This window comes from Lysobacter enzymogenes, from assembly GCF_017355525.1.
GTDB lineage: Bacteria > Pseudomonadota > Gammaproteobacteria > Xanthomonadales > Xanthomonadaceae > Lysobacter > Lysobacter enzymogenes_C.
Map to the genome: position 1 here is coordinate 1,779,985 of NZ_CP067395.1, position 19,464 is coordinate 1,799,448.

The following is a 19,464-nucleotide window of genomic DNA, read 5'->3' on the forward strand; positions in this document are numbered from 1 at the left end:
AGCGCCGCGACGGGTTCACGTTTTGACGATGCCGAGCCCGAGGCTCAGGGCGCATGGCCGGCAGCGGCGTTGGCGGCTTCCAGCGCCTCTTCGCGCTGACGGTCGAAGAAGGCCATCACCTCGCGCATGATCGGCGCGGTGCCTTCGCGGCCGATCGCCGACACCACGTACCACGGCGCCTGCCAGTCCAGCTCGGCCAGGGTCGCGCGCACGACTTCTTCGCGCTCCTCGTCGAGCAGCAGGTCGGACTTGTTGAACACCAGCCAGCGCGGCTTGAGCAGCAGCTCCGGGTCGTGCTTGCGCAATTCGTTCTCGATCGCGCGCACCTGCTCGGCCGGCGTCAGGCCTTCGACCCCGCCTTCCATCGGCGCGATGTCGACCAGATGCAGCAGCAGGCGCGTGCGCTGCAGGTGGCGCAGGAACTGCGCGCCGAGGCCGGCGCCGTCGGCCGCGCCTTCGATCAGGCCCGGAATGTCGGCGATGACGAAGCTGCGGTGCGCCTCGACGCTGACCACGCCGAGGTTCGGATACAGCGTGGTGAACGGATAGTCCGCGACCTTCGGCGTCGCCGCCGACACCGCGCGGATCAGGGTGCTCTTGCCGGCGTTCGGGAAACCGAGCAGACCGACGTCGGCGAGCAGCTTGAGCTCGAGCTTGAGCTCGCGCTCCTCGCCCGGCAGACCCGGCAGCGCCTTGCGCGGCGTCCGGTTGACCGAGCTCTTGAAATGCATGTTGCCCAGGCCGCCCTTGCCGCCGCGCGCGACCAGCAGGCGGTCGCCGTGCGCGGTCAGATCGCCGATGACTTCGTCGGTCTCGACGTTGGTGACCGTGGTCCCGACCGGCACGACGATGATCAGGTCGTCGCCGCCCTTGCCGTAGGCCTGCCGGCCCATGCCGTTCTCGCCGCGCTGGGCGCGGAACTGGCGCTGGTGGCGGAAGTCGACCAGGGTGTTGACGTTCTCGTCGGCGACCAGCCAGACGCTGCCGCCGGCGCCGCCGTCGCCGCCGTCCGGCCCGCCGAGCGGAATGAACTTCTCGCGACGGAAACCGACGCAGCCGTTGCCGCCGTTGCCGGCGATGACTTGGATTTCTGCTTCGTCTACGAGTTTCATAAGGCGGGAATTAGGGAACCGGAAAACGGGGAATGGGCGCGGCGCGGCACACGGAGTCTACTCGACCCCGGCGCCCTGCCGGCTCGGCAGGCGGGGAAGAGCGGAGCGCGCGGGAATCGATGCTCCCTGCCCCGCCTTCGTTCCCTGCCCTGAAACGAAAAACCCCGCCGAAGCGGGGCTCCTCGCGGCAACGTCGCGGCGCGATTACTCGGCGGCGACGACGCTGACGGTGCGGCGGCTCTTCGGGCCCTTGGTCGAGAACTCGACCTTGCCGTCGACCAGCGCGAACAGGGTGTGGTCGCGGCCGAGGCCGACGTTGGCGCCCGGGTGGAACTGGGTGCCGCGCTGACGCACGATGATGTTGCCGGCTTCGATGGCCTGGCCGCCGTAGATCTTCACGCCGAGGTACTTCGGGTTGGAGTCGCGGCCGTTGCGGGTGGAACCTACGCCCTTTTTGTGTGCCATGGCTGCTGCTCCTTACTTGTTGTCGCCACCGGCGATGCCGGTGATCTGGATTTCGGTGTAGTGCTGACGGTGGCCCATCTGCTTGCGATGGTGCTTGCGGCGGCGGAACTTGACGATGCGCACCTTGTCGGCGCGGCCGTGGCCGACGACCGTGGCGGTGACGCTGGCGCCCTTGAGCGCGTCGCCGATCTTGATGCCTTCGCCGTCGCCGAGCATCAGGACGGTGTCGAACTTGATTTCGCTGCCGGCTTCGACGTCCAGCAGCTCGACGCGGAGCGTCTCGCCTTGCATCACGCGGTATTGCTTACCGCCGGTGACCAGAACTGCGTACATGACCATCTTCCTCTGTAGTTATTTTGGTCCTGCGCCGCCCAGGAACGGACGGACAGAAGCGGAATTGTAGGCACTTCAGCGAGTTACGGCAACCATGCGGGTCCGGCGGACCGGGCGGGCATGCCCTCGCAGGGTGTTTTTCACGGAAAATCAATCAGTTACGAATAAGTTGCCAGGCCAGCCACGGACCGAGTTCTCAGTCCACGTCCTTCGCCGCCCCCTGAATGCGCCTGCGGAGCGGTCCCGGCCGCTCGCCGCCCCGCCCCGCCCGGCCCGGCGCGCATCGGTCCGGAAATCCGCACCGGCCGCTCGCGCCCGCATCGCCTTCGGGCTCGCCGCGGCTTCGCCGCTTTCGCCAACGCAGCGCCGCGATTCCGCAACAGAAACAAATTCGCACCGGATCGCGCATCGCGCTCGCACTCAGTCGCATGCGCGCACAAGAACAGTGGCGGCGCTCAAAAAAATGGCCCGCAGCGCATCAGAAAGCGCGCCGACGAAGTTCACACTTCCGAAAGAAACTTTTTCCGCGAAAAAATCCGCGCGCATCGTCGCGGCGAAATCCGCGCCGACGAAAACGCCTGCAATTCCAGGGCCGCGCGAACCTCGCCGCGACGGCACCGCGAATGCGCGCTGCGTACGTATGTGAGCTCAGTCGCATTCATCCGGCTAGCACGGCTTCGATGACACTTGCATGCCACGTGCGCGCTCAATTAGCTTCGAACGCGAGCGACTTGCAGGGGGTCGCGCGACATGGATCGGCACCGTCCTTGCGCAGCGCGTGCGACGCACGCGGGCCAGCATGGTGCTGTCGCGTCATCGGGGACGTCCTGCATGGGCTTGCAGTCTTCAGCTTGCTGTCTCGTCAACACACCGCCAACCGGCGCAGCGTCCCTGCGCTCAAGCACGCACTCATCGAACGCTTTCCACGCCGCCCGGCTTCGCGCCGCGCGCCGCGCATGGATGCGGACGAGTGCGCGCCCGACATACGGCTGACGCGCCGGCCATGCGCCGCGCGCGTCGCGCCAAGCAAGTCCCGCTCCGGCGTCCCGCACGACGCCTGCGCGGACCAAGGCCCGACGCTCGACAGGGGATGCGAAGGGGATCATGCGCAACGAAGGATCAAGGAAGTTTGTCATGACTCGCAAAGCACGTTCGATGAAATGGACCGCTCTGGCGCTGGCGACTGCCGTGGTGATCGCACCGGTCGCCTATTCCGGCGGTAAGCTGCCGGCGCTCAACAAGGTGCCGTCGGCCAAGGCCGCGGCTTCGCCGAAGGCGGCCAAGCTGGCCGCCGCCAAGCAGAACCAGGCCACCACCTCCAGCCGCTTCATCATCACCCGCGCGCCGGGCGCCAACGCCAAGGTCAGCGCGGCCGCGATGAACCAGCAGTACGCCAAGGCCGCGGCCGCGCTCGGCGTCGGCATCAAGCCGATGCGCACGCTGGCGACCGGCTCGCAGTTGATCAAGACCGACACCCCGCTCGACGTCGCCGCCACCAAGGAGCTGGCGATCGAGCTGATGAAGAACGACCCGAGCATCGTCGAGGTCGTGCAGGATCAGCTGAAGTTCCCGGCGATGATCCCCAACGATCCGGGCTACGCCCAGCAGTGGCATTACAAGAACGGCCCGGGCGGCCTCAACCTCGAACCGGCCTGGGACATCGCCAAGGGGGACGGCATCGTGGTCGCGGTGCTCGACACCGGCATCACCCCGCACAGCGATCTCAACGCCAACATCCTGCCGGGCTACGACTTCATCGCAGATCCCGAAGTCAGCGTCGACGGCGACGGCCGCGATGCGGATCCGAACGATCCGGGCGACTGGCACGACGGCGAGTGCAACATCTTCGGCATTCCCGAGGACAGCAGCTGGCACGGCACCCACGTCGCCGGCACCATCGCCGCGGTGACCAACAACGGCGTCGGCGTGGCCGGCGTCGCGCCGAACGCCAAGGTCCAGCCGGTGCGCGTGCTCGGCAAGTGCGGCGGCTACACCTCCGACATCATCGATGCGGTGACCTGGGCCTCCGGCGGCAGCGTCACCGGCGTGCCCGACAACGCCACTCCGGCCGAGGTCATCAACCTCAGCCTCGGCGGCTCCGGCGCGTGCAGCGCGGCCGAGCAGACCGCGTTCGCCGCGGCCCGCGCGCGCGGCACCACGGTGGTCATCGCGGCCGGCAACTCCGGCGGCGACGTGGCCAACTTCTCGCCGGCCAACTGCGACAACGTGATCGCGATTTCGGCGGTCGGCCCGACCGGCGCGCTGGCGAGCTACTCCAACTTCGGCAACAAGATCGACGTCGCCGCGCCGGGCGGCTCGGGCGCGAACCCCGCGGCCGACAACATCCTGTCGACCTTGAACCTGGGCCTGCAGGGCCAGGAAGGCGAAGGCTATGCGTGGATGGCCGGCACCTCGATGGCCGCTCCGCACGTGGCCGGCGTGGTCGCGCTGATGCAGTCGGCGGCTTCGACCCCGAAGACCCCGGCCGAGATCGAGAAGATCCTGGTCAACACCGCGCACGTCGGCGGCCAGCCGGGCGGCTGCAGCTGGAGCAACTGGTGCGGCTCGGGCATCGTCGACGCGCGTTACGCGGTCGCGGTGGCCAAGGGCACCGAAGCGCTGCCGCCGGATCCGCAGGCGCCGGAACCCGAGCCGGCGACCGAGTTGGAGAACGGCATCACCGTGACCAACATCGAAGTCGGCGCCAACGGCATCCTGCGTTACCAGCTGCTGGTGCCGAACGGCGCGTCGAACCTGCTGTTCGCGATGTACGGCGGCACCGGCGACTCGGACATCTACGTCAAGTACGGTTCCGAGCCGACCAGCACCTCGTACGACTGCCGTCCGTTCACCTCGTCCAACAACGAGACCTGCTTCTTCCCGACCCCGAAGGGCGGCGTGTGGTACGTGCAGATCAAGGGCTACCGCGCTTCGGCCGGTATGTCGCTGTACCCGAGCTTCGTCGACGCGAACTATCCGCGCCGTCTCGACGCCAAGGCCAGCGCGCTGCCGAACCACCGCACCTCGGTCAACCTGTCGTGGGAGAAGGGCAAGAAGAACATCGACATCTGGCGCAACGGCGCGATCCTGAAGACGGTTCGCAACACCGGCGCCAATACCGATACCTTCCGCATCATCGGCAGCGGCACCATGAGCTACAAGGTGTGCAACAACGGTACGCAGGAATGCGACGATCCGGTCGAGATCACCTACAACTCGAGCCGCTGATCCCAGCGCAGCGTTAAGCGAAGGGCCCGGTGCGCCGGGCCCTTCGTGTTTGCGGGCGCGCGTGTCGCGATGGGTTGCCGGGTTTGCGGCCGGGCGCATTGCGGCGTTGTTCGGCTCGGATGCTTGCGCACTGTCGGCCGACGCTCGTTGCGCCGCCCTCCGGTCTTCGTACGAACTTACCTACCGTCATTCCCGCGAACGCGGGAATCCAGGGTTTCATCGCGACGATGCCGCCCGACCGGGATCCGATGCGTCGCAACGCGAGGTCCACCAGCGTTCTCGCTCGAGAAGCCCTGGATTCCCGCGTTCGCGGGAATGACGGCAGGTTGGTTCGCAGGACATAGGAGGGAAGCACGCGACGCGCACTGCAACGAACGGGAACTTGTCCGGCAGCGCAGACTCCATCCATTCGCAGCACCCCATTCGCAGCACCCCATTCGCAGCACCCCATTCGCAGCACCCCATCCGCAGCAACGATGAGCGCCGCACTGCCGGCTCGCGCATCGCTCGTTTCTCCAGCCCCGCATCGACCGCCGGCACCACCCGCGTTCCTCCAAGCCACAACCCGCGGAGACTCCATGCGCACTACCCGCTCCAACGCCATCGGCCACCTCATCCGCAACGCCCGCGACACCGACACCGACACCGGCCGCAGCGTCCCGCGCGCCGCAAGCCCGGCCCACGGCCTGCTCGCCGGCGCCGCGCTTCTCATGGCGCTCGCCGGCCTGAGCGCCTGCAACCGCGACGCCGCCCCGGCCGGCGACGCCGCGCCCGCCGCCAACGCCGCGCCGGCCGTCGCGCCGGCGCCGGTGACCCCGGTCGAAGCCCGGCTCGGCCTGGCCAACAACAACGGCGCGATCCGCTACGACGGCCGGGTCGACAGCGAAGCCACCCGCAAGGCGCTCAGCGTCGCCCTCGCCCAGGCCTACGCCGGGCAGATTTCCGGCGACCTGGAGGTCGCCAAGGCGGTCAAGCCGGCGCCGTGGCAGGACAAGCTGCCGCAGTTCGTCGCCGCGCTCGGCATGCCCGGCGTCGCGGTCACCTTCGAAGGCCAGAGCATCGAACTCAGCGGCCAGGTCAACGACGCCGACCGCGCGCTGCTGCTGGACAAGGCCAAGACCCTGTTCCCCGGCTTCCGCTACGGCGGCCTGTTCGAGGGCGTCGGCGGCGCCGCCGCGTCCAGCGACGCCGCGGCGCAGGCGCTGGCGGCGCTGGTGCCGGGCAAGTCCGGCGCCGGCGAGATCGCGCAGGCGCTGAACAAGATCGAGGTGCGCTTCGAGGAAGGCGGCGCGCGCATCGCGCCGGCCAGCCTCGACATCCTCAGCCGCGCGGCCAAGGCCATCAACGCCGGGCCGAAGGACGCGCGCTACGAGATCGTCGGCCCGGGCGGCGGCGCCGGCCAGCCGGCCGACAACGAGATCCTGTCGCGTCAGCGCGCCGAGGCGGTCAAGGTCCAGCTGATCGTCGCCGGCGCCAACCCCGGCGCGCTCGACACCCGCGGCGAAACCGGCACGGCGGCGACGCCGGCGCGGTTCAATGCGGTCAAGTAGCGCCCTGAATCGAACGGGCCCGCGGACGCTCGAACCGGCCGCGGCCGCCCGAATCTGAACGAAGAAGACAGACGCGGCCAAGGCCGCGTCCGTTGGCAGGGTCCTCGGGCCCGACGTTTTCGTCTCAACTCGCCGCGATCTGGGACGCGAGCGCCGGGCCCGCAGGCCCTCCCAACGCCTTGCGGGCCGCGCATTTGCGCGATGTCCGCCGCGCCGCCGCGGACCCGGCCACGCGCCCGTCCCAGCGCGCGAGCCACGCCCCACGGGCCTGCGCCGACATCGCCCGCGGCGCCCGCCGCGTCTTCCGTTGCGCGGATTTGCCCCCATCTCCCCCACTCGATACGCTCCCCTGTTCGCCGTCGCCTTCCGCGCCGGCGACCCTCCCCCTTGCAGGCACCCGATGGCGCTGGACTACATCCGCATCCGCGGCGCGCGGACGCACAACCTCAAGAACATCGATCTCGATCTGCCGCGCGACAAGCTGATCGTGATCACCGGACTGTCCGGTTCGGGCAAGTCCTCGTTGGCCTTCGACACCATCTACGCCGAAGGCCAGCGCCGTTACGTCGAGTCGCTGTCGGCCTACGCCCGGCAGTTCCTGTCGGTCATGGAAAAGCCCGATGTCGACCACATCGAAGGCTTGTCGCCGGCGATCTCGATCGAACAGAAGTCGACGTCGCACAATCCGCGCTCGACCGTCGGCACGATCACCGAGATCTACGACTACCTGCGCCTGCTGTACGCGCGCGTCGGCAGTCCGCGCTGCCCGGACCACCACTATCCGCTGGAAGCGCAGACCGTCAGCCAGATGGTCGATCAGGCGATCGCGCTGGATCCGGAACAGCGCTACATGCTGCTGGCGCCGGTCATCCGCGAGCGCAAGGGCGAGCACGCCCAGGTGTTCGAGCAGCTGCGCGCGCAGGGCTTCGTGCGCGTGCGCGTGGACGGCGCGCTGTACGAGATCGACGCGGTGCCGCCGCTGGCGCTGCGGGTCAAGCACACCATCGAGGCGGTGATCGACCGCTTCAAGCCGCGCGAGGACATCAAGCAGCGCCTGGCCGAATCCTTCGAAACCGCGCTCAAGCTCGGCGACGGCATGGCCCAGGTGATGTCGTTGGACAACGCCGACGCAGCGCCGCTGCTGTTCTCGTCCAAGTACAGCTGCCCGGTCTGCGACTACTCGCTGCCGGAGCTGGAACCGCGGCTGTTCTCGTTCAACTCGCCGGTCGGCGCCTGCCCGACCTGCGACGGGCTCGGCGTGGCCGAGTTCTTCGATCCGGCGCGCGTGGTCGTGCACCCGGAGCTGTCGCTCGCGGCCGGCGCGGTGCGCGGCTGGGACCGCCGCAACGCCTATTACTTCCAGCTGATCCAGTCGCTGGCCAAGCACTACAAGTTCAACGTCGACACGCCGTGGCAGTCGCTCAGCGCCGCCCAGCAGAAGGCGGTGCTGTACGGCAGCGGCGACGAGCTCATCAGCTTCAGCTACATCACCGAGAACGGCGGCCGCAGCCAGCGCAAGCACCGCTTCGAAGGCATCGTGCCGAACCTGGAGCGGCGCTACCGCGAGACCGAATCGGCCGCGGTGCGCGAGGAATTGGCCAAGTTCATCAGCCAGCGCCCCTGCCCCGACTGCGGCGGCGCGCGCCTCAACCGCGCCGCGCGCAACGTGTTCGTGGCCGAACGCGGGCTGCCGGAACTGGTGGTGCTGCCGGTCGACGAGGCGCTGAACTTCTTCAAGGCCCTGCAGCTGCCGGGTTGGCGCGGCGAGATCGCGGTCAAGATCGTCAAGGAGATCGTCGACCGCCTGCGCTTCCTGGTCGACGTCGGCCTGGATTACCTCACGCTCGAACGCAAGGCCGACTCGCTGTCCGGCGGCGAGGCCCAGCGCATCCGCCTGGCCAGCCAGATCGGCGCCGGCCTGGTCGGGGTGATGTACGTGCTCGACGAGCCGTCGATCGGCCTGCACCAGCGCGACAACGAACGCCTGCTCGGCACCCTGACCCGGCTGCGCGACCTCGGCAACACGGTAATCGTGGTCGAACACGACGAGGACGCGATCCGCCTGGCCGACTATGTCGTCGACATCGGCCCCGGCGCCGGCGTGCACGGCGGCGAAGTGATCGCGCAAGGGCAGCTGCAGGACGTGCTCAAGGCGCCGCGTTCGCTGACCGGCCAGTACCTCAGCGGCAAGCGCAAGATCGACATCCCGAAGAACCGGCACAAGCCCAACCCGAAGGCGACGATGCATCTGCGCGGCGCCACCGGCAACAACCTCAAGGACGTCGATCTGGCGATTCCGGCGGGCTTGCTGACCTGCGTCACCGGCGTTTCGGGGTCGGGCAAGTCCACGCTGATCAACGACACGCTCTACGTCATCGCCGCCAACGAACTCAACGGCGCGGCGCAGACGCCGGCGCCGCACAAGTCGGTGGAGAACATCGAGCTGTTCGACAAGGTCGTCGACATCGACCAGTCGCCGATCGGGCGCACCCCGCGTTCGAACCCGGCCACCTACACCGGCCTGTTCACGCCGCTGCGCGAACTGTTCGCGCAGGTGCCGGAAGCGCGCTCGCGCGGCTATTCGCCGGGCCGCTTCAGCTTCAACGTGCGCGGCGGCCGCTGCGAAGCCTGCCAGGGCGACGGCCTCATCAAGGTCGAAATGCACTTCCTGCCGGACGTGTACGTGCCCTGCGACGTCTGCCACGGCAAGCGCTACAACCGCGAGACGCTGGAAGTCCTGTACAAGGGCTACAACATCAACGACGTGCTGGAAATGACGGTCGAGGCGGCGCTGGCGCTGTTCGAGAACGTGCCCAGCATCGGCCGCAAGCTGGAAACGCTTATGGACGTGGGCCTGAGCTACATCAAGCTCGGCCAGAGCGCGACCACCCTGTCGGGCGGCGAGGCGCAGCGCGTCAAGCTGTCGAAGGAACTGTCGCGGCGCGACACCGGCCGCACCTTGTACATCCTCGACGAGCCCACCACCGGCCTGCACTTCCACGACATCGAGCATCTGTTGGCGGTGCTGCACCGCTTGCGCGACGACGGCAACACCGTGGTCGTGATCGAGCACAACCTCGACGTCATCAAGACCGCCGACTGGGTCATCGACCTGGGTCCGGAAGGCGGCCACCGCGGCGGCACCATCCTCGCCACCGGCACGCCCGAGCACATCGCCTCGCTGCCGCAGTCCTACACCGGCCGCTTCCTCGCGCCGATGCTGGGGATGCCGGTGCCGGGCGCGGTCGGCAGCGACGCGAAGCCGGCCAAGGCCGCCAAGGCCGCGCCCAAGAAGACCGCCAAGACCGACGCGCCGGCCGCGCGCGCCAAGAAGAAATCCGCCGCATGACCGACAGCAACAACGAAGCCAAGCCCAAGGCCAAGGCCGGCAAGCGAACCGAGCAGAAAACGGCGCCGCGCAAGCGCGCGCCGCGCAAGCGCAAGACCGACACCGCCGCGCCGGCGCAACCGCCGGCCGCAGCCGTCGCCGAAGCGGCGGCCGTCGAAGCCGTCGCTGCGACGCCGTCCGCCGAGGCGCGGCCTGCGCAGCCAGAGCGCGCCGTCGCGCCGGCGCAGCCGCAGCCCGCGCCGCCGCAGTTGCTCGAATCCGTCGCCGTCGCCCCGGCCGCGCTGATCCGGGTGCCGCTGTCGGTGCGCTGGCGCGACCTCGACGCGTTCAACCACGTCAACAACTCCAAGTTCCTCAGCTACCTCGAGGAAGCGCGCCTGCGCTGGATGGTGACCCTGCCCGGCCACGGCATGGACGAACACGTCGCACCGGTGGTCGCGGCCGCGCACCTGAACTATCGCCGGCCGATCGAGTGGCCGAACGAGATCGACATCGAGCTGTTCGTCGAACGCCTCGGCAACACCAGCCTCAGCATCGGCCACCGCATCGTCGGCGCCAGCGATCCCGGCGCGGTGTATTGCGACGGCAACGTGGTGATGGTGTGGATCCATCGCGAAACCGGGCAACCGGCGGCGTTGCCCGAGCCCGTGCGCCGGGCCTGCACGGCCGCCTGATAGCTTTTTTGTAGGAGCGGCGCGAGCCGCGACCGCGACAACGCAATTACGACGCTAGTTTCGGCGTAGTTGCGTTGTCGCGGTCGCGGCTCGCGCCGCTCCTACAGTCTGGAATCGAAGCTCCGTATCAAGGCGCGGCCTTGCGCACCTCGAACTCGCCGAGCAGCGAGCCGCCGCCCTTCAATTCGAACTCGATCGCGACCCGGCTGCCTTCCTTCAGCGGCGCATGCGGCTGCATCAGCATCAGGTGCATGCCGCCGGGCTTCAGCACGGCCGCGCCGTCCGGCGCGATGCGCAGTTCCGGCAAGGCGCGCATCTTGCTGACGCCGTCGACGATGCGGGTCTCGTGCAGCGACACGTCGGCGAAGGCCGCGCTCCTCGCGCCGACGATGGTCACCGGCCCCGCGCAGCGGTTCTCGATCCGGCCGAAGCCGGCCATCATCGGCATCTGCATCGGCGGCATGCGCACCCAGCCTTCGCGCACCTGCGCCACGCAGCCCTTGTCCGCAGTCCGATCGGACGCGCGTTGCGGCGCCGGCGATTTCGCCGTCGCGCCGTTCATCGAAGCCGCGGCCAACAGCGCCGCCAGCGCCAACCCTGTTCGGATGCGAGATACGTTCATCGGCCTATGATAACCCTCGGCCGACGATAGGCCGAACGGGTATGGAGCCCTCAAGGAGCTGACGATGAACCAGCCGTTGCGCCCGCATTTCCCTTCGCTCGCGTTCGCCGCGCTCGCCGCCGGCCTGTTGGCCGCCTGCGGCGGCGCTCCGTCCGGCGACCGCCCCGCCGCCGCGTCCGAACCGTACGCCGCCGCCAAGCCGGCCAAGCCCGACCACGCCCGCGACGGCGCGCTGCGCCTGACCGTCTACAGCGGCGACTACGAAGCCTTGGCCAACGTCCGCGCGCCCGCCGCCGGCATGCCCGGCTATGCGCTGGTCGAGCGGCCGCTGCGCGAATCGCTCAAGCGCGGCGCCAACGCCCTGCAGGAAGCGCCGCTGCCGCCGTCGATCGACGTCGAAGCGGCGACGCTGACGCCGCGCACGCCGGGCGTGGGCGTGATCGCGCAACGCTACGTCGCCGCGGTGTCCGGCGCGCAGAACATCATGAGCGGCGCGATCGGACGCAAGGTCGCGGTCGAACACACCTCCGGCGGCGCCAAGCAGACCGACAACGGCGTGCTGCTCGCCGCCGGCGACGGCCTGACCCTCGCGCTCGACGACGGCCGGGTCAAGGTCATCCGCAACTACGACAGCTTCAGCCTGATCGACAACGAAGGCGCGCTGCCGCGCCAGTCGTCGCTGCAGTGGACGGTCGAGGCCGCGCAGGCCGGCGACGCCGAATTCGCGCTGAGCTACCCGATGGGCGGCCTGGCCTGGCGCGCCGAATACCAGGCCACGATCGCGCCCGGCGACGGCTGCACGCTCGCGCTCGACGGCGCGGCGCTGGTCGCCAACCGCTCCGGCCGCGGCTTCGAAAACGCGCGCCTGAGCCTGGTCGCGGGCGAGCCGAACCGGCAACGCGACTACGGCCCCGCGCCGCCGCTGCCGCCCGCGCCGATGGAAGCCTACGCCGCCGATGCCGTCGCCGCGCCGGCGCCGCCGATGCCGGTCGAACGCAGCGCCGGCGAGCAGCACGCTTACGACCTGCCGCAGCCGGTCAACCTGCGCAACGGCGGCAGCGAACGCATCGCCCTGTTTCCGCGCAACGGCGCGGTCAAGTGCGAGCGCATCTACGCGGTCGAAACCGGCGGCGTGAACTGGCAGACCGGCACGCCGCTGGTGCTGCGCGACCTGCAAAGCGAAACCGGCGAGGTGCCGGTGCTGAACAAGGTCGAGTTCGTCAACGACCGCGCCGCGGGCCTGGGCCTGCCGCTGCCGGCCGGGCGCATCCGGGTCTTCCTCGGCGGCGATTTCCTCGGCGAATCCTCGCTCCGGCACTTGCCGGCCGGCGCCGACATCAAGCTCGAACTCGGCAAGGTCTTCGACCTGACCGCCAAACGCGAGCCCACCGATTTCCGTCTCGACCGTACCGGACGCACGATGACCGAATCGTTCGCGATCACCCTCAAGAACGCCAAGAAGACGCCGGCCACGGTCCGCGTCAGCGAACCCTTGCCGCGCTGGACCGATTGGGAGATCGTGGCGTCCAGCCTGCCGGCGAAGAAGAAGGATGCGCGCCGCGTCGAGTTCGAAGCGGCGGTGCCGGCCGAAGGCGAAACCCAGCTCACCTACACCGTGCGCTACCGCTGGCCCCAGGACGTCAAACCATGAATTGCGTAGAGACCCAGACCCACGGCGACATCGTCGAAATCAAGCTGGCGCGCGCGCCGGTCAACGCGCTGAACCCGGCGCTGTGCAACGCCGCGCGCGAGGCGATCGAACACGCGATCGGCCACGGCGCCCAAGGCATCGTGCTCAGCGGCGGGCCGAAGGTGTTCTCCGCCGGCCTCGACGTGCCCTATCTGCTCTCGCTCGGCGATCAGCGCGATCACCTGCTGCTGGCCTGGCAGTCGTTCTTCGGACTGGCGCGCACATTGGCGTCGGCGCAGGTGCCGGTGGTCGCGGCGATCGCCGGGCACGCACCGGCCGGCGGTTGCGTGCTGACGCTGTGCTGCGACTACCGGGTCATGGCCGCGGGCGATTACCGCATCGGCCTCAACGAAACCCAGGTCGGCCTGGTCGCGCCGGAAGGCATCCAGCGGCTGATGCGGCGCGTGGTCGGCACCTATCGCGCCGAGCGCCTGCTGGTGGCCGGCGCGATGGTCGACGCGGAAACCGCGCTGCGCATCGGTCTGGTCGACGAGCTGGTGGAGATCGATCAGGTCGCCGCGCACGCGCGCGAGTGGCTGCAACAGCTGCTGACCCTGCCGCGCAGCGCGATGCTGCAGACCCGCGCGCTGGCCCGCGCCGATCTGATCGAAGCGCTGCGGCCGGAGCATATCGAGCTCGACCGGTTCGTCGATTCCTGGTATTCGGCCGATACCCAGACGGCATTGAAGGCGTTGGTCGCGAAGCTCGGCAAGTAAGCCGGTCGCGCCGGCGTTCGTAGTGTCGCGGTCGCGGCTCGCGCCGCTCCTACATGGGCTACCTGTAGGAGCGGCGCGAGCCGCGACCGCGTCGTTTCGACTACGACGCAAGCCCCGACACCGGCTTACAACAACCAAACCTCGACCCGCTCGTTGCGATAGCGCGCCAACGGATCGCGCGCCCCCGCCACCGCCAGCGCGCTGCCCATGCCGCGCGCCACCTGCACCTTGATCCCGCGCGACACCAGTTCCTGCGCGACCAGATCGGCGCGGTCGTTGCTCATCATCATCGAGGCCATCGGCGAACCCGCGCTGGTGTCGGCGAAACCGATCACCAGCACGCTGCGGCCGCGGTTCGGCGGCAGGCGCATGAAGCTGCGCAGGCGCTCGAGGTCGCGCACCGCGCGGCTGTCGTAGACGCTGGCGGCGACCGCGCTCTCGCCGGAGCCGGCGAAGTTGAAACGCAGGCTCAGCGGCAGGCGCACCGCATGTTCGACCATCTGCCGGTACTCCGGCGGGCCCAGCGTCAGCGGCCGCGGCCGGCCCGGCACCAGGGTCACCGCGACGTGGCCGGCCTGCGCCACCGCGCGCTGGCCGCCGCGGCCCATCGCGTACAGCGCGAAGCTGCGGCTCAACGCGCCCATCATCTGGCCGCCGTACAGATACAGGCGCCGGCTCAGCGGATAGTCCTCGCTGAGCACGTCGGTGCGGGTCGGCGCGATCGCGCGGCCGCCGTCGGCGATCGCCACCGGGCGGGTGCCGGCGCCGTAGCTCTCGCCGATCGGAATCAGCCCGACCCCGAGCGGATCGGCGGCGACCGCGGCGACCAGCGCGCGCGCGTCGGCGTGGGTCTGCGCTTCGCCGAACGCGCTGCCGCGCATGATCTTGTCGTTCATCAGGTCGCGCACCGCGCCGGCGTTCGCGGCCAGGTGCAGGCGCACTTCGCCGGCGCGGCCGCCGAGTTCGCGCCAGTCGCGCGAACGGCCGGAAAACAGCGCGCGCAGTTGTTCCATATCCAGCCGCGCGATCGGATTGGCGCGGTTGACCACCACCGCCACGCCGTCGAGCGCGACCACGAATTCCTGGTCCTGCGAGGCCAGATCGCCGAGCTGCCAGCCGGCGTCGAGCTCGGCCGCGTTCGGCCGCCGCGACATCATCGCGATCTGCGCGTCGCCTTCGACCAGATCGGCGAAGCCGTGGGCCGAATCGCTGCCGGCGATCTCCACGATCAGCGGCTGGCCGTCGCGGCTGGCGTGGATTTCGGTCAGCGCCGCGCGCGGCTTGCGCACCCGGATGTCGCTGTAGCCGATATCGCGCAACCAGGCCTGCGCCACTGTAGGCACCAGCGCCTGCGCCAAGGTGTTGGAGCCGGCGATGCGCACCCGCTCGGCCTCCTGCGCGGGCGCCGCGGCGGCGAACAGCAGCGAAGCGGACAACAACAACGACGACACCGCGGCACGCAACATGGCGCGCTCCCCCTGTAGAGCGAATTGCGCGCAAGGATGGGAAGCGGATGTGACGCAACGGTTACGCGATGGACGTCACTCAGCAATTGTTATGCAATGCACCGATTCCGCATGGAACGGCGATGGTTTTCGCGTGATCCGGATGAGACGCGGGCGCGGTCGAAGCGTGCCGGCGCATGGCGCTGAAGGCTCTGGATCCCCGCGTTCGCGGGGATGACGGCGTGCGCCGACGCGGTGCAAACCGTCTATGACGCCACCCACCTACCGTCGTTCCCGCGAAAGCGGGAACCCAGGGCTTCACCGCGGCATGACTCTGAAGGCTCTGGATCCCCGCGTTCGCGGGGATGACAACGTGCGCCGACGCGGCGCAAACCGTCTATGACGCCACCCACCTACCGTCGTTCCCGCGAAAGCGGGAACCCAGGGCTTCACCGCGGCATGACTCTGAAGGCTCTGGATCCCCGCGTTCGCGAGGATGACGGCGTGCGCCGACGCGGTGCAAACCGTCTATGACGCCACCCACCTACCGTCGTTCCCGCGAAAGCGGGAACCCAGGGCTTCACCGCAGCATGATTCTGAAGCCTTCGAATCCCCGCGCTCGCAAGGACGACCGCGGGCCCAACGCAGCAAAGCCCCGGCCGGCGCTTACTCCGCCCCGGTCGCCACCGGCCGCTGCGGATCTTCGATCCAGCCGCTCCACGAGCCGGTGTACAAGCCGGCGCCGTCGAAACCGGCATGCGCCATCGCCAGCAGGTGATGGCAGGCGGTCACGCCGGAGCCGCACATCGCCGCGACCTGCTGCGGCTCGCGGCCCTGCAGCAGCGGCGCGAATTCCTGCGCCAGCGCCTGCGGCGACTTGAAGCGGCCGTCGTCCAGGTTCAGCGAGTACGCGCGGTTGCTGGCGCCGGGCACGTGGCCGGCGACCTTGTCCAAGGGTTCGACTTCGCCGCGGAAACGCTCGGCCGCGCGCGCGTCGATCAGCAGGCCGCCGGAGTCGAGCAGCGAACGCACCTGCTGCGCGTCGAGCAGGCGGCGCGCGTCGTAGCCGGCTTCGTACGCGGTCGGCTTAGGTTGCGGCACCTGCGCATCGGTCGGCAGCCCAAGCGCGCTCCAGCGCTGCCAGCCGCCGTCGAGCACGGCCACGCGGCGGTGGCCGAGCACGCGCAGCAGGAACCACAGGCGCGACGCGGCCAGGGCGCCGTCGGCGGCGTCGTAGACCACGACCTGATCGCGCGGGCTCACGCCCCAGCGGCCGAGGGTGGCGACGAAATCGGCCGCGTCCGGCCACGGGTGGCGGCCGCCGCCGGGCTTGCGGTGGTCGGACAGGTCGCGGTCCAGGTCGGCGTAGCGCGCGCCGGGAATATGCGCCTGCCGGTACGCCTGCTCGCTGGCGGCGCGGTCGCTCAGCGAGGTGCGCGTGTCGATCACGACCAGATCGTCGCGGCCCAGCGCCGCGGCCAGATCTTCGGCCGATACCAGGGTGGTCCAGTCGCTCATCGCACGGCCTCCAGGCGTTGTCGCAGGTTGAGCAGCATCGACGCGGTCGCGCCCCAGATGCGCTGGTCGGGCCAGCGGTATTCCAGCACGTGGCGCGCGCGTCCCTTGTATTCCAGGGTGCGGGTGGTGAGGTTGTGCGGATCCAGCAGGAACGCCAGCGGCACTTCGAACACGTCGGCCACTTCGGCCGGATCGGGCGCGGCGACATAGGCCGGATCGATCGTCGCCACCAGCGGCAGCACCCGGAAGCCGGTGATGGTCACCAGCGGGTCGAGGAAGCCCAGCGGCGCGATCAGCGCCGGCGCCACGCCGATCTCCTCGAAGGTTTCGCGCAGCGCCGCGGCGACCGCGTCCTCATCGTCGGGCTCGATCCGCCCGCCGGGAAAGCTGACCTGGCCGCCGTGCTGGCGCAGGCCGTCGGTGCGCCGGGTCAGCAGCACCTGCACGCCGTGCGCCCGCGGCACCAGCCCGACCAGCACCGCCGCCTGCGCGCGCGAAGCGTTGTCCGGCAGCAGGCCGTGCAGGTCGTCGAGATTCCAGCCGTCGTCTTCCGGAGCGGCGTCGAGCGGATGCAGCGCCGCCAGCAGGCGGGTGCGCGCGCGCGAATCGCCGGCGAGGAAGTCCGCGTCGAAGTCGCCCGCCGCCGAAGTCGCCGGCCCGCTCATTTGCGGATCGATTCGCGCTGCGGCAGCACGTGTTCCATCAAGCGCAGGCGCTCGTCGTCGTTCATCTGCGACCAGCGCGCGATCTCGGCGGTGGTGCGCAGGCAGCCCTGGCACAGGCCGTCGTCGCCGAGCTGGCAGATGCCGATGCACGGGCTCAACACCGCGCGGAAAGTCGTCATATCGTCCACCGGGGCCATGCCGCCATTTTGCCTGGCGGCGCGGCCGGGTAAAGCCTGGCCGCGAAAACGCGCGCGGCGGCATTCGAAAACCGGCGCGGGCCGCGCGCGGCGGCCGCAACGCCCGCGCCACAAACGACTTGCGCCGGACGGGCCGGCGCAAGTGCGTTGCAACGCAAACTCAAGATCGCGGATCGGATCGTCGGTCTTACTTGACGCTGACCAGCTTGATCTCGAACTGCACGGCGACGTTCGGCGGGAACGGAGTGCGCGGGTCGGCGCCGTAGGCCTGGGCGGCCGGCAGCGTCACTTCCCACTTCGAACCGGCCGGCATCTGCAGCAGCACGTCGCGCATCGCGGCCATTTCGATCTCGCTGACCTTGATCGACGGGATGTTGTTGGCCGGACGCGCCTGCGCCGGACGCTCGCCCCACGGGAACGGACCGGCCACTTCCAGGGCCACGGTGCTGGCCTGGGTCGGCTTGGCGCCGGTGCCGGTTTCGATCACGCGGTACTGGGCGCCGTTCGGCAGCGCCTTGACGCCGGCCTTGGCCTTGTTGGCGTTGACGAAGGCGTCGCTCTTGGTCTTGTTCTCGGAAGCGGCCTTGTCCCACTCGGCCTTGGCCTTCTCGGCCTGGCGCTTCTGCATGTTCTGCACGGCGGTGCGCAGCTGGTCGACCGGCACCGAGGGCTGCTTCTTGGCGTAGCCGTCCTGCAGGCCCTTGATGATGGTGTTCACATCGACCTGCTCGCCGCTCTCGGTGGCATTGCGGCCGAGGTCGTAGCCGAGCGCATAGCTAAGCTTGCCCTTCTCGGACGAAGTGTCCTGCGCGACGGCGTTGCCGGCGGTCAGAGCCAGGGCCGCGACGGCGGCAGCAATCAGACGCAACTTCATTCGGTGAAACCTCCGGTAATGGCACGGGGCGACCTGCGCCGCCCCGATCAGCTTTGGGGACACCTTCCAATGCCCCGTATGTAGTGTCACGCGGATCGTAAGGGCCCGAGTGGACGGGTTAGGATACCGGCGGCAGCGCTTAACCGCCACTGACGCCAGCCCGCTCTGACCGCGCTGCGGGCGCGGAGTTCAACGGCGGTCGCATTCCCCCTAAGTCCCTGAATTCTACGGCCATCACATGACCGAATCGCCCTTGCTGATCGCCGATCGCGGCGCCGTGCGCCAGATCACCGTCAACCGCCCCGACAAGCTGAATGCGCTCAATGCGGCCACCCTGGACGCCTTGCTGGCCGCGTTCGAGGCCGCCGCCGCCGATCCGGCGGTGCGCGCCGTGGTCCTCACCGGCGCCGGCCCCAAGGCCTTCGTCGCCGGCGCCGACATTTCCGAAATGAATGCCTTGACCCCGGTCCAGGGCCGCGATTTCTCGCTGCGCGGGCAGAAGCTCATGCGCCGGATCGAGAAAATGCCCAAGCCCGTGGTCGCGATGATCAACGGCTTCGCCCTCGGCGGCGGCCTGGAGCTGGCGATGGGCTGCCACCTGCGCATCGCCGCCGACAGCGCCAAGCTCGGCCAGCCGGAAATCAATCTCGGCCTGATCCCGGGCTTCGGCGGCACCCAGCGCCTGCTGCGCCTGGCCGGGCGCGCGGCGACCCTGGAGCTGTGCCTGCTCGGCGCGCCGGTCGACGCGGCGCGCGCGCAGCAGTTGGGCATCGTCAACCGCGTGGTCGCGGCGGCCGAACTCGAGGCGGAGACCTTCAAGATCGCCGAGCAACTGGCCGCATCCGCGCCGCTGGCGCTGCGCGGCGTGCTCGACTGCATCGCCGTGGGCGGCGAATGCGGCATCGAGGAAGGCCTGGAATACGAAACCGCGCAGTTCGGCCTGATGTTCTCGACCGACGACATGCGCGAAGGCACCGGCGCGTTCCTGGAACGGCGCAAGCCGGCGTTCCGCGGCAGCTGAGCGCG

15 protein-coding genes and 1 pseudogene are annotated in these 19,464 nt (G+C 69.6%); 8 read left to right on the forward strand and 8 right to left on the reverse strand.

Annotation, left to right across the window (positions count from 1 at the left end; translation table 11 throughout):
* Window positions 1–44: 44 nt before the first annotated feature.
* From cgtA to rplU, 3 genes are all read right to left on the reverse strand, one after another.
* Window positions 45–1,112, reverse strand: coding sequence for an Obg family GTPase CgtA (gene cgtA, locus JHW38_RS07295; protein WP_207525312.1), 1,068 nt, complete (start codon window positions 1,110–1,112; stop codon window positions 45–47).
* A gap of 204 nt (window positions 1,113–1,316) precedes the next feature.
* Entirely contained in the window at window positions 1,317–1,577 is a 261-nt protein-coding gene (gene rpmA / locus JHW38_RS07300) for a 50S ribosomal protein L27 (protein WP_057948184.1), read from the reverse strand.
* 12 nt (window positions 1,578–1,589) lie between these two features.
* A complete protein-coding gene (gene rplU, locus JHW38_RS07305; protein WP_057948185.1) occupies window positions 1,590–1,910 on the reverse strand; it encodes a 50S ribosomal protein L21 in 321 nt (106 codons plus the stop codon).
* A gap of 445 nt (window positions 1,911–2,355) precedes the next feature.
* Between rplU and JHW38_RS07310 the strand changes: the two genes are divergently transcribed.
* From JHW38_RS07310 to JHW38_RS25440, 5 genes are all read left to right on the forward strand, one after another.
* Window positions 2,356–2,556, forward strand: a complete 201-nt coding sequence (locus tag JHW38_RS07310; RefSeq protein WP_207525313.1) for a hypothetical protein — start codon at window positions 2,356–2,358, stop codon at window positions 2,554–2,556.
* 488 nt (window positions 2,557–3,044) lie between these two features.
* Window positions 3,045–5,138 carry a S8 family peptidase gene (locus JHW38_RS07315; protein WP_207525314.1) on the forward strand — a complete coding sequence of 698 codons (2,094 nt, stop codon included), beginning with the start codon at window positions 3,045–3,047 and terminating at the stop codon, window positions 5,136–5,138.
* Between the two features lie 578 nt (window positions 5,139–5,716).
* Window positions 5,717–6,688 (forward strand): OmpA family protein, encoded by a 972-nt coding sequence (locus JHW38_RS07320; protein WP_207525315.1) that lies wholly within the window; start codon window positions 5,717–5,719, stop codon window positions 6,686–6,688.
* A 400-nt stretch (window positions 6,689–7,088) separates the two neighbouring features.
* Window positions 7,089–10,037 carry an excinuclease ABC subunit UvrA gene (gene uvrA, locus JHW38_RS07325; protein WP_207525316.1) on the forward strand — a complete coding sequence of 983 codons (2,949 nt, stop codon included), beginning with the start codon at window positions 7,089–7,091 and terminating at the stop codon, window positions 10,035–10,037.
* Between the two features lie 281 nt (window positions 10,038–10,318).
* On the forward strand, window positions 10,319–10,711 hold the full coding sequence (locus JHW38_RS25440; RefSeq protein ID WP_242691372.1) for an acyl-CoA thioesterase: 393 nt from the start codon (window positions 10,319–10,321) through the stop codon (window positions 10,709–10,711).
* Between the two features lie 127 nt (window positions 10,712–10,838).
* On the opposite strand, the gene JHW38_RS07335 is transcribed toward JHW38_RS25440, so the two are convergent.
* Window positions 10,839–11,333 carry a copper chaperone PCu(A)C gene (locus JHW38_RS07335; protein ID WP_207525318.1) on the reverse strand — a complete coding sequence of 165 codons (495 nt, stop codon included), beginning with the start codon at window positions 11,331–11,333 and terminating at the stop codon, window positions 10,839–10,841.
* 64 nt (window positions 11,334–11,397) lie between these two features.
* Here JHW38_RS07335 and JHW38_RS07340 point away from each other — a divergent pair, with 64 nt between their 5' ends.
* Entirely contained in the window at window positions 11,398–12,984 is a 1,587-nt protein-coding gene (locus JHW38_RS07340; RefSeq protein WP_207525319.1) for a DUF4139 domain-containing protein, read from the forward strand.
* Window positions 12,981–13,739: an enoyl-CoA hydratase/isomerase family protein gene (locus tag JHW38_RS07345; RefSeq protein ID WP_207525320.1), complete on the forward strand. Its 759-nt coding sequence runs from the start codon at window positions 12,981–12,983 to the stop codon at window positions 13,737–13,739. The genes JHW38_RS07340 and JHW38_RS07345 overlap by 4 nt, the downstream gene beginning before the upstream one ends.
* Window positions 13,740–13,864: 125 nt before the next feature.
* Here the strand turns inward: JHW38_RS07345 and JHW38_RS07350 are convergent, their stop codons facing one another.
* The 4 genes and pseudogenes from JHW38_RS07350 to JHW38_RS07365 all read right to left on the reverse strand — a co-directional run bounded on the left by JHW38_RS07350 (window position 13,865) and on the right by JHW38_RS07365 (window position 18,438).
* Window positions 13,865–15,205: a substrate-binding domain-containing protein gene (locus JHW38_RS07350; RefSeq protein WP_207525321.1), complete on the reverse strand. Its 1,341-nt coding sequence runs from the start codon at window positions 15,203–15,205 to the stop codon at window positions 13,865–13,867.
* Between the two features lie 645 nt (window positions 15,206–15,850).
* Complete coding sequence (locus tag JHW38_RS07355) at window positions 15,851–16,702, reverse strand: sulfurtransferase (protein WP_207525322.1); 852 nt, start codon at window positions 16,700–16,702, stop codon at window positions 15,851–15,853.
* Window positions 16,699–17,546, reverse strand: a pseudogene (locus JHW38_RS07360) (NUDIX hydrolase). Before JHW38_RS07360 ends, JHW38_RS07355 begins: the two are co-directional and overlap by 4 nt.
* Before the next feature lie 205 nt (window positions 17,547–17,751).
* Window positions 17,752–18,438 carry an FKBP-type peptidyl-prolyl cis-trans isomerase N-terminal domain-containing protein gene (locus JHW38_RS07365; protein WP_207525323.1) on the reverse strand — a complete coding sequence of 229 codons (687 nt, stop codon included), beginning with the start codon at window positions 18,436–18,438 and terminating at the stop codon, window positions 17,752–17,754.
* A gap of 238 nt (window positions 18,439–18,676) precedes the next feature.
* Here JHW38_RS07365 and JHW38_RS07370 point away from each other — a divergent pair, with 238 nt between their 5' ends.
* Entirely contained in the window at window positions 18,677–19,459 is a 783-nt protein-coding gene (locus JHW38_RS07370) for an enoyl-CoA hydratase/isomerase family protein (protein WP_207525324.1), read from the forward strand.
* Window positions 19,460–19,464 lie beyond the last annotated feature (5 nt).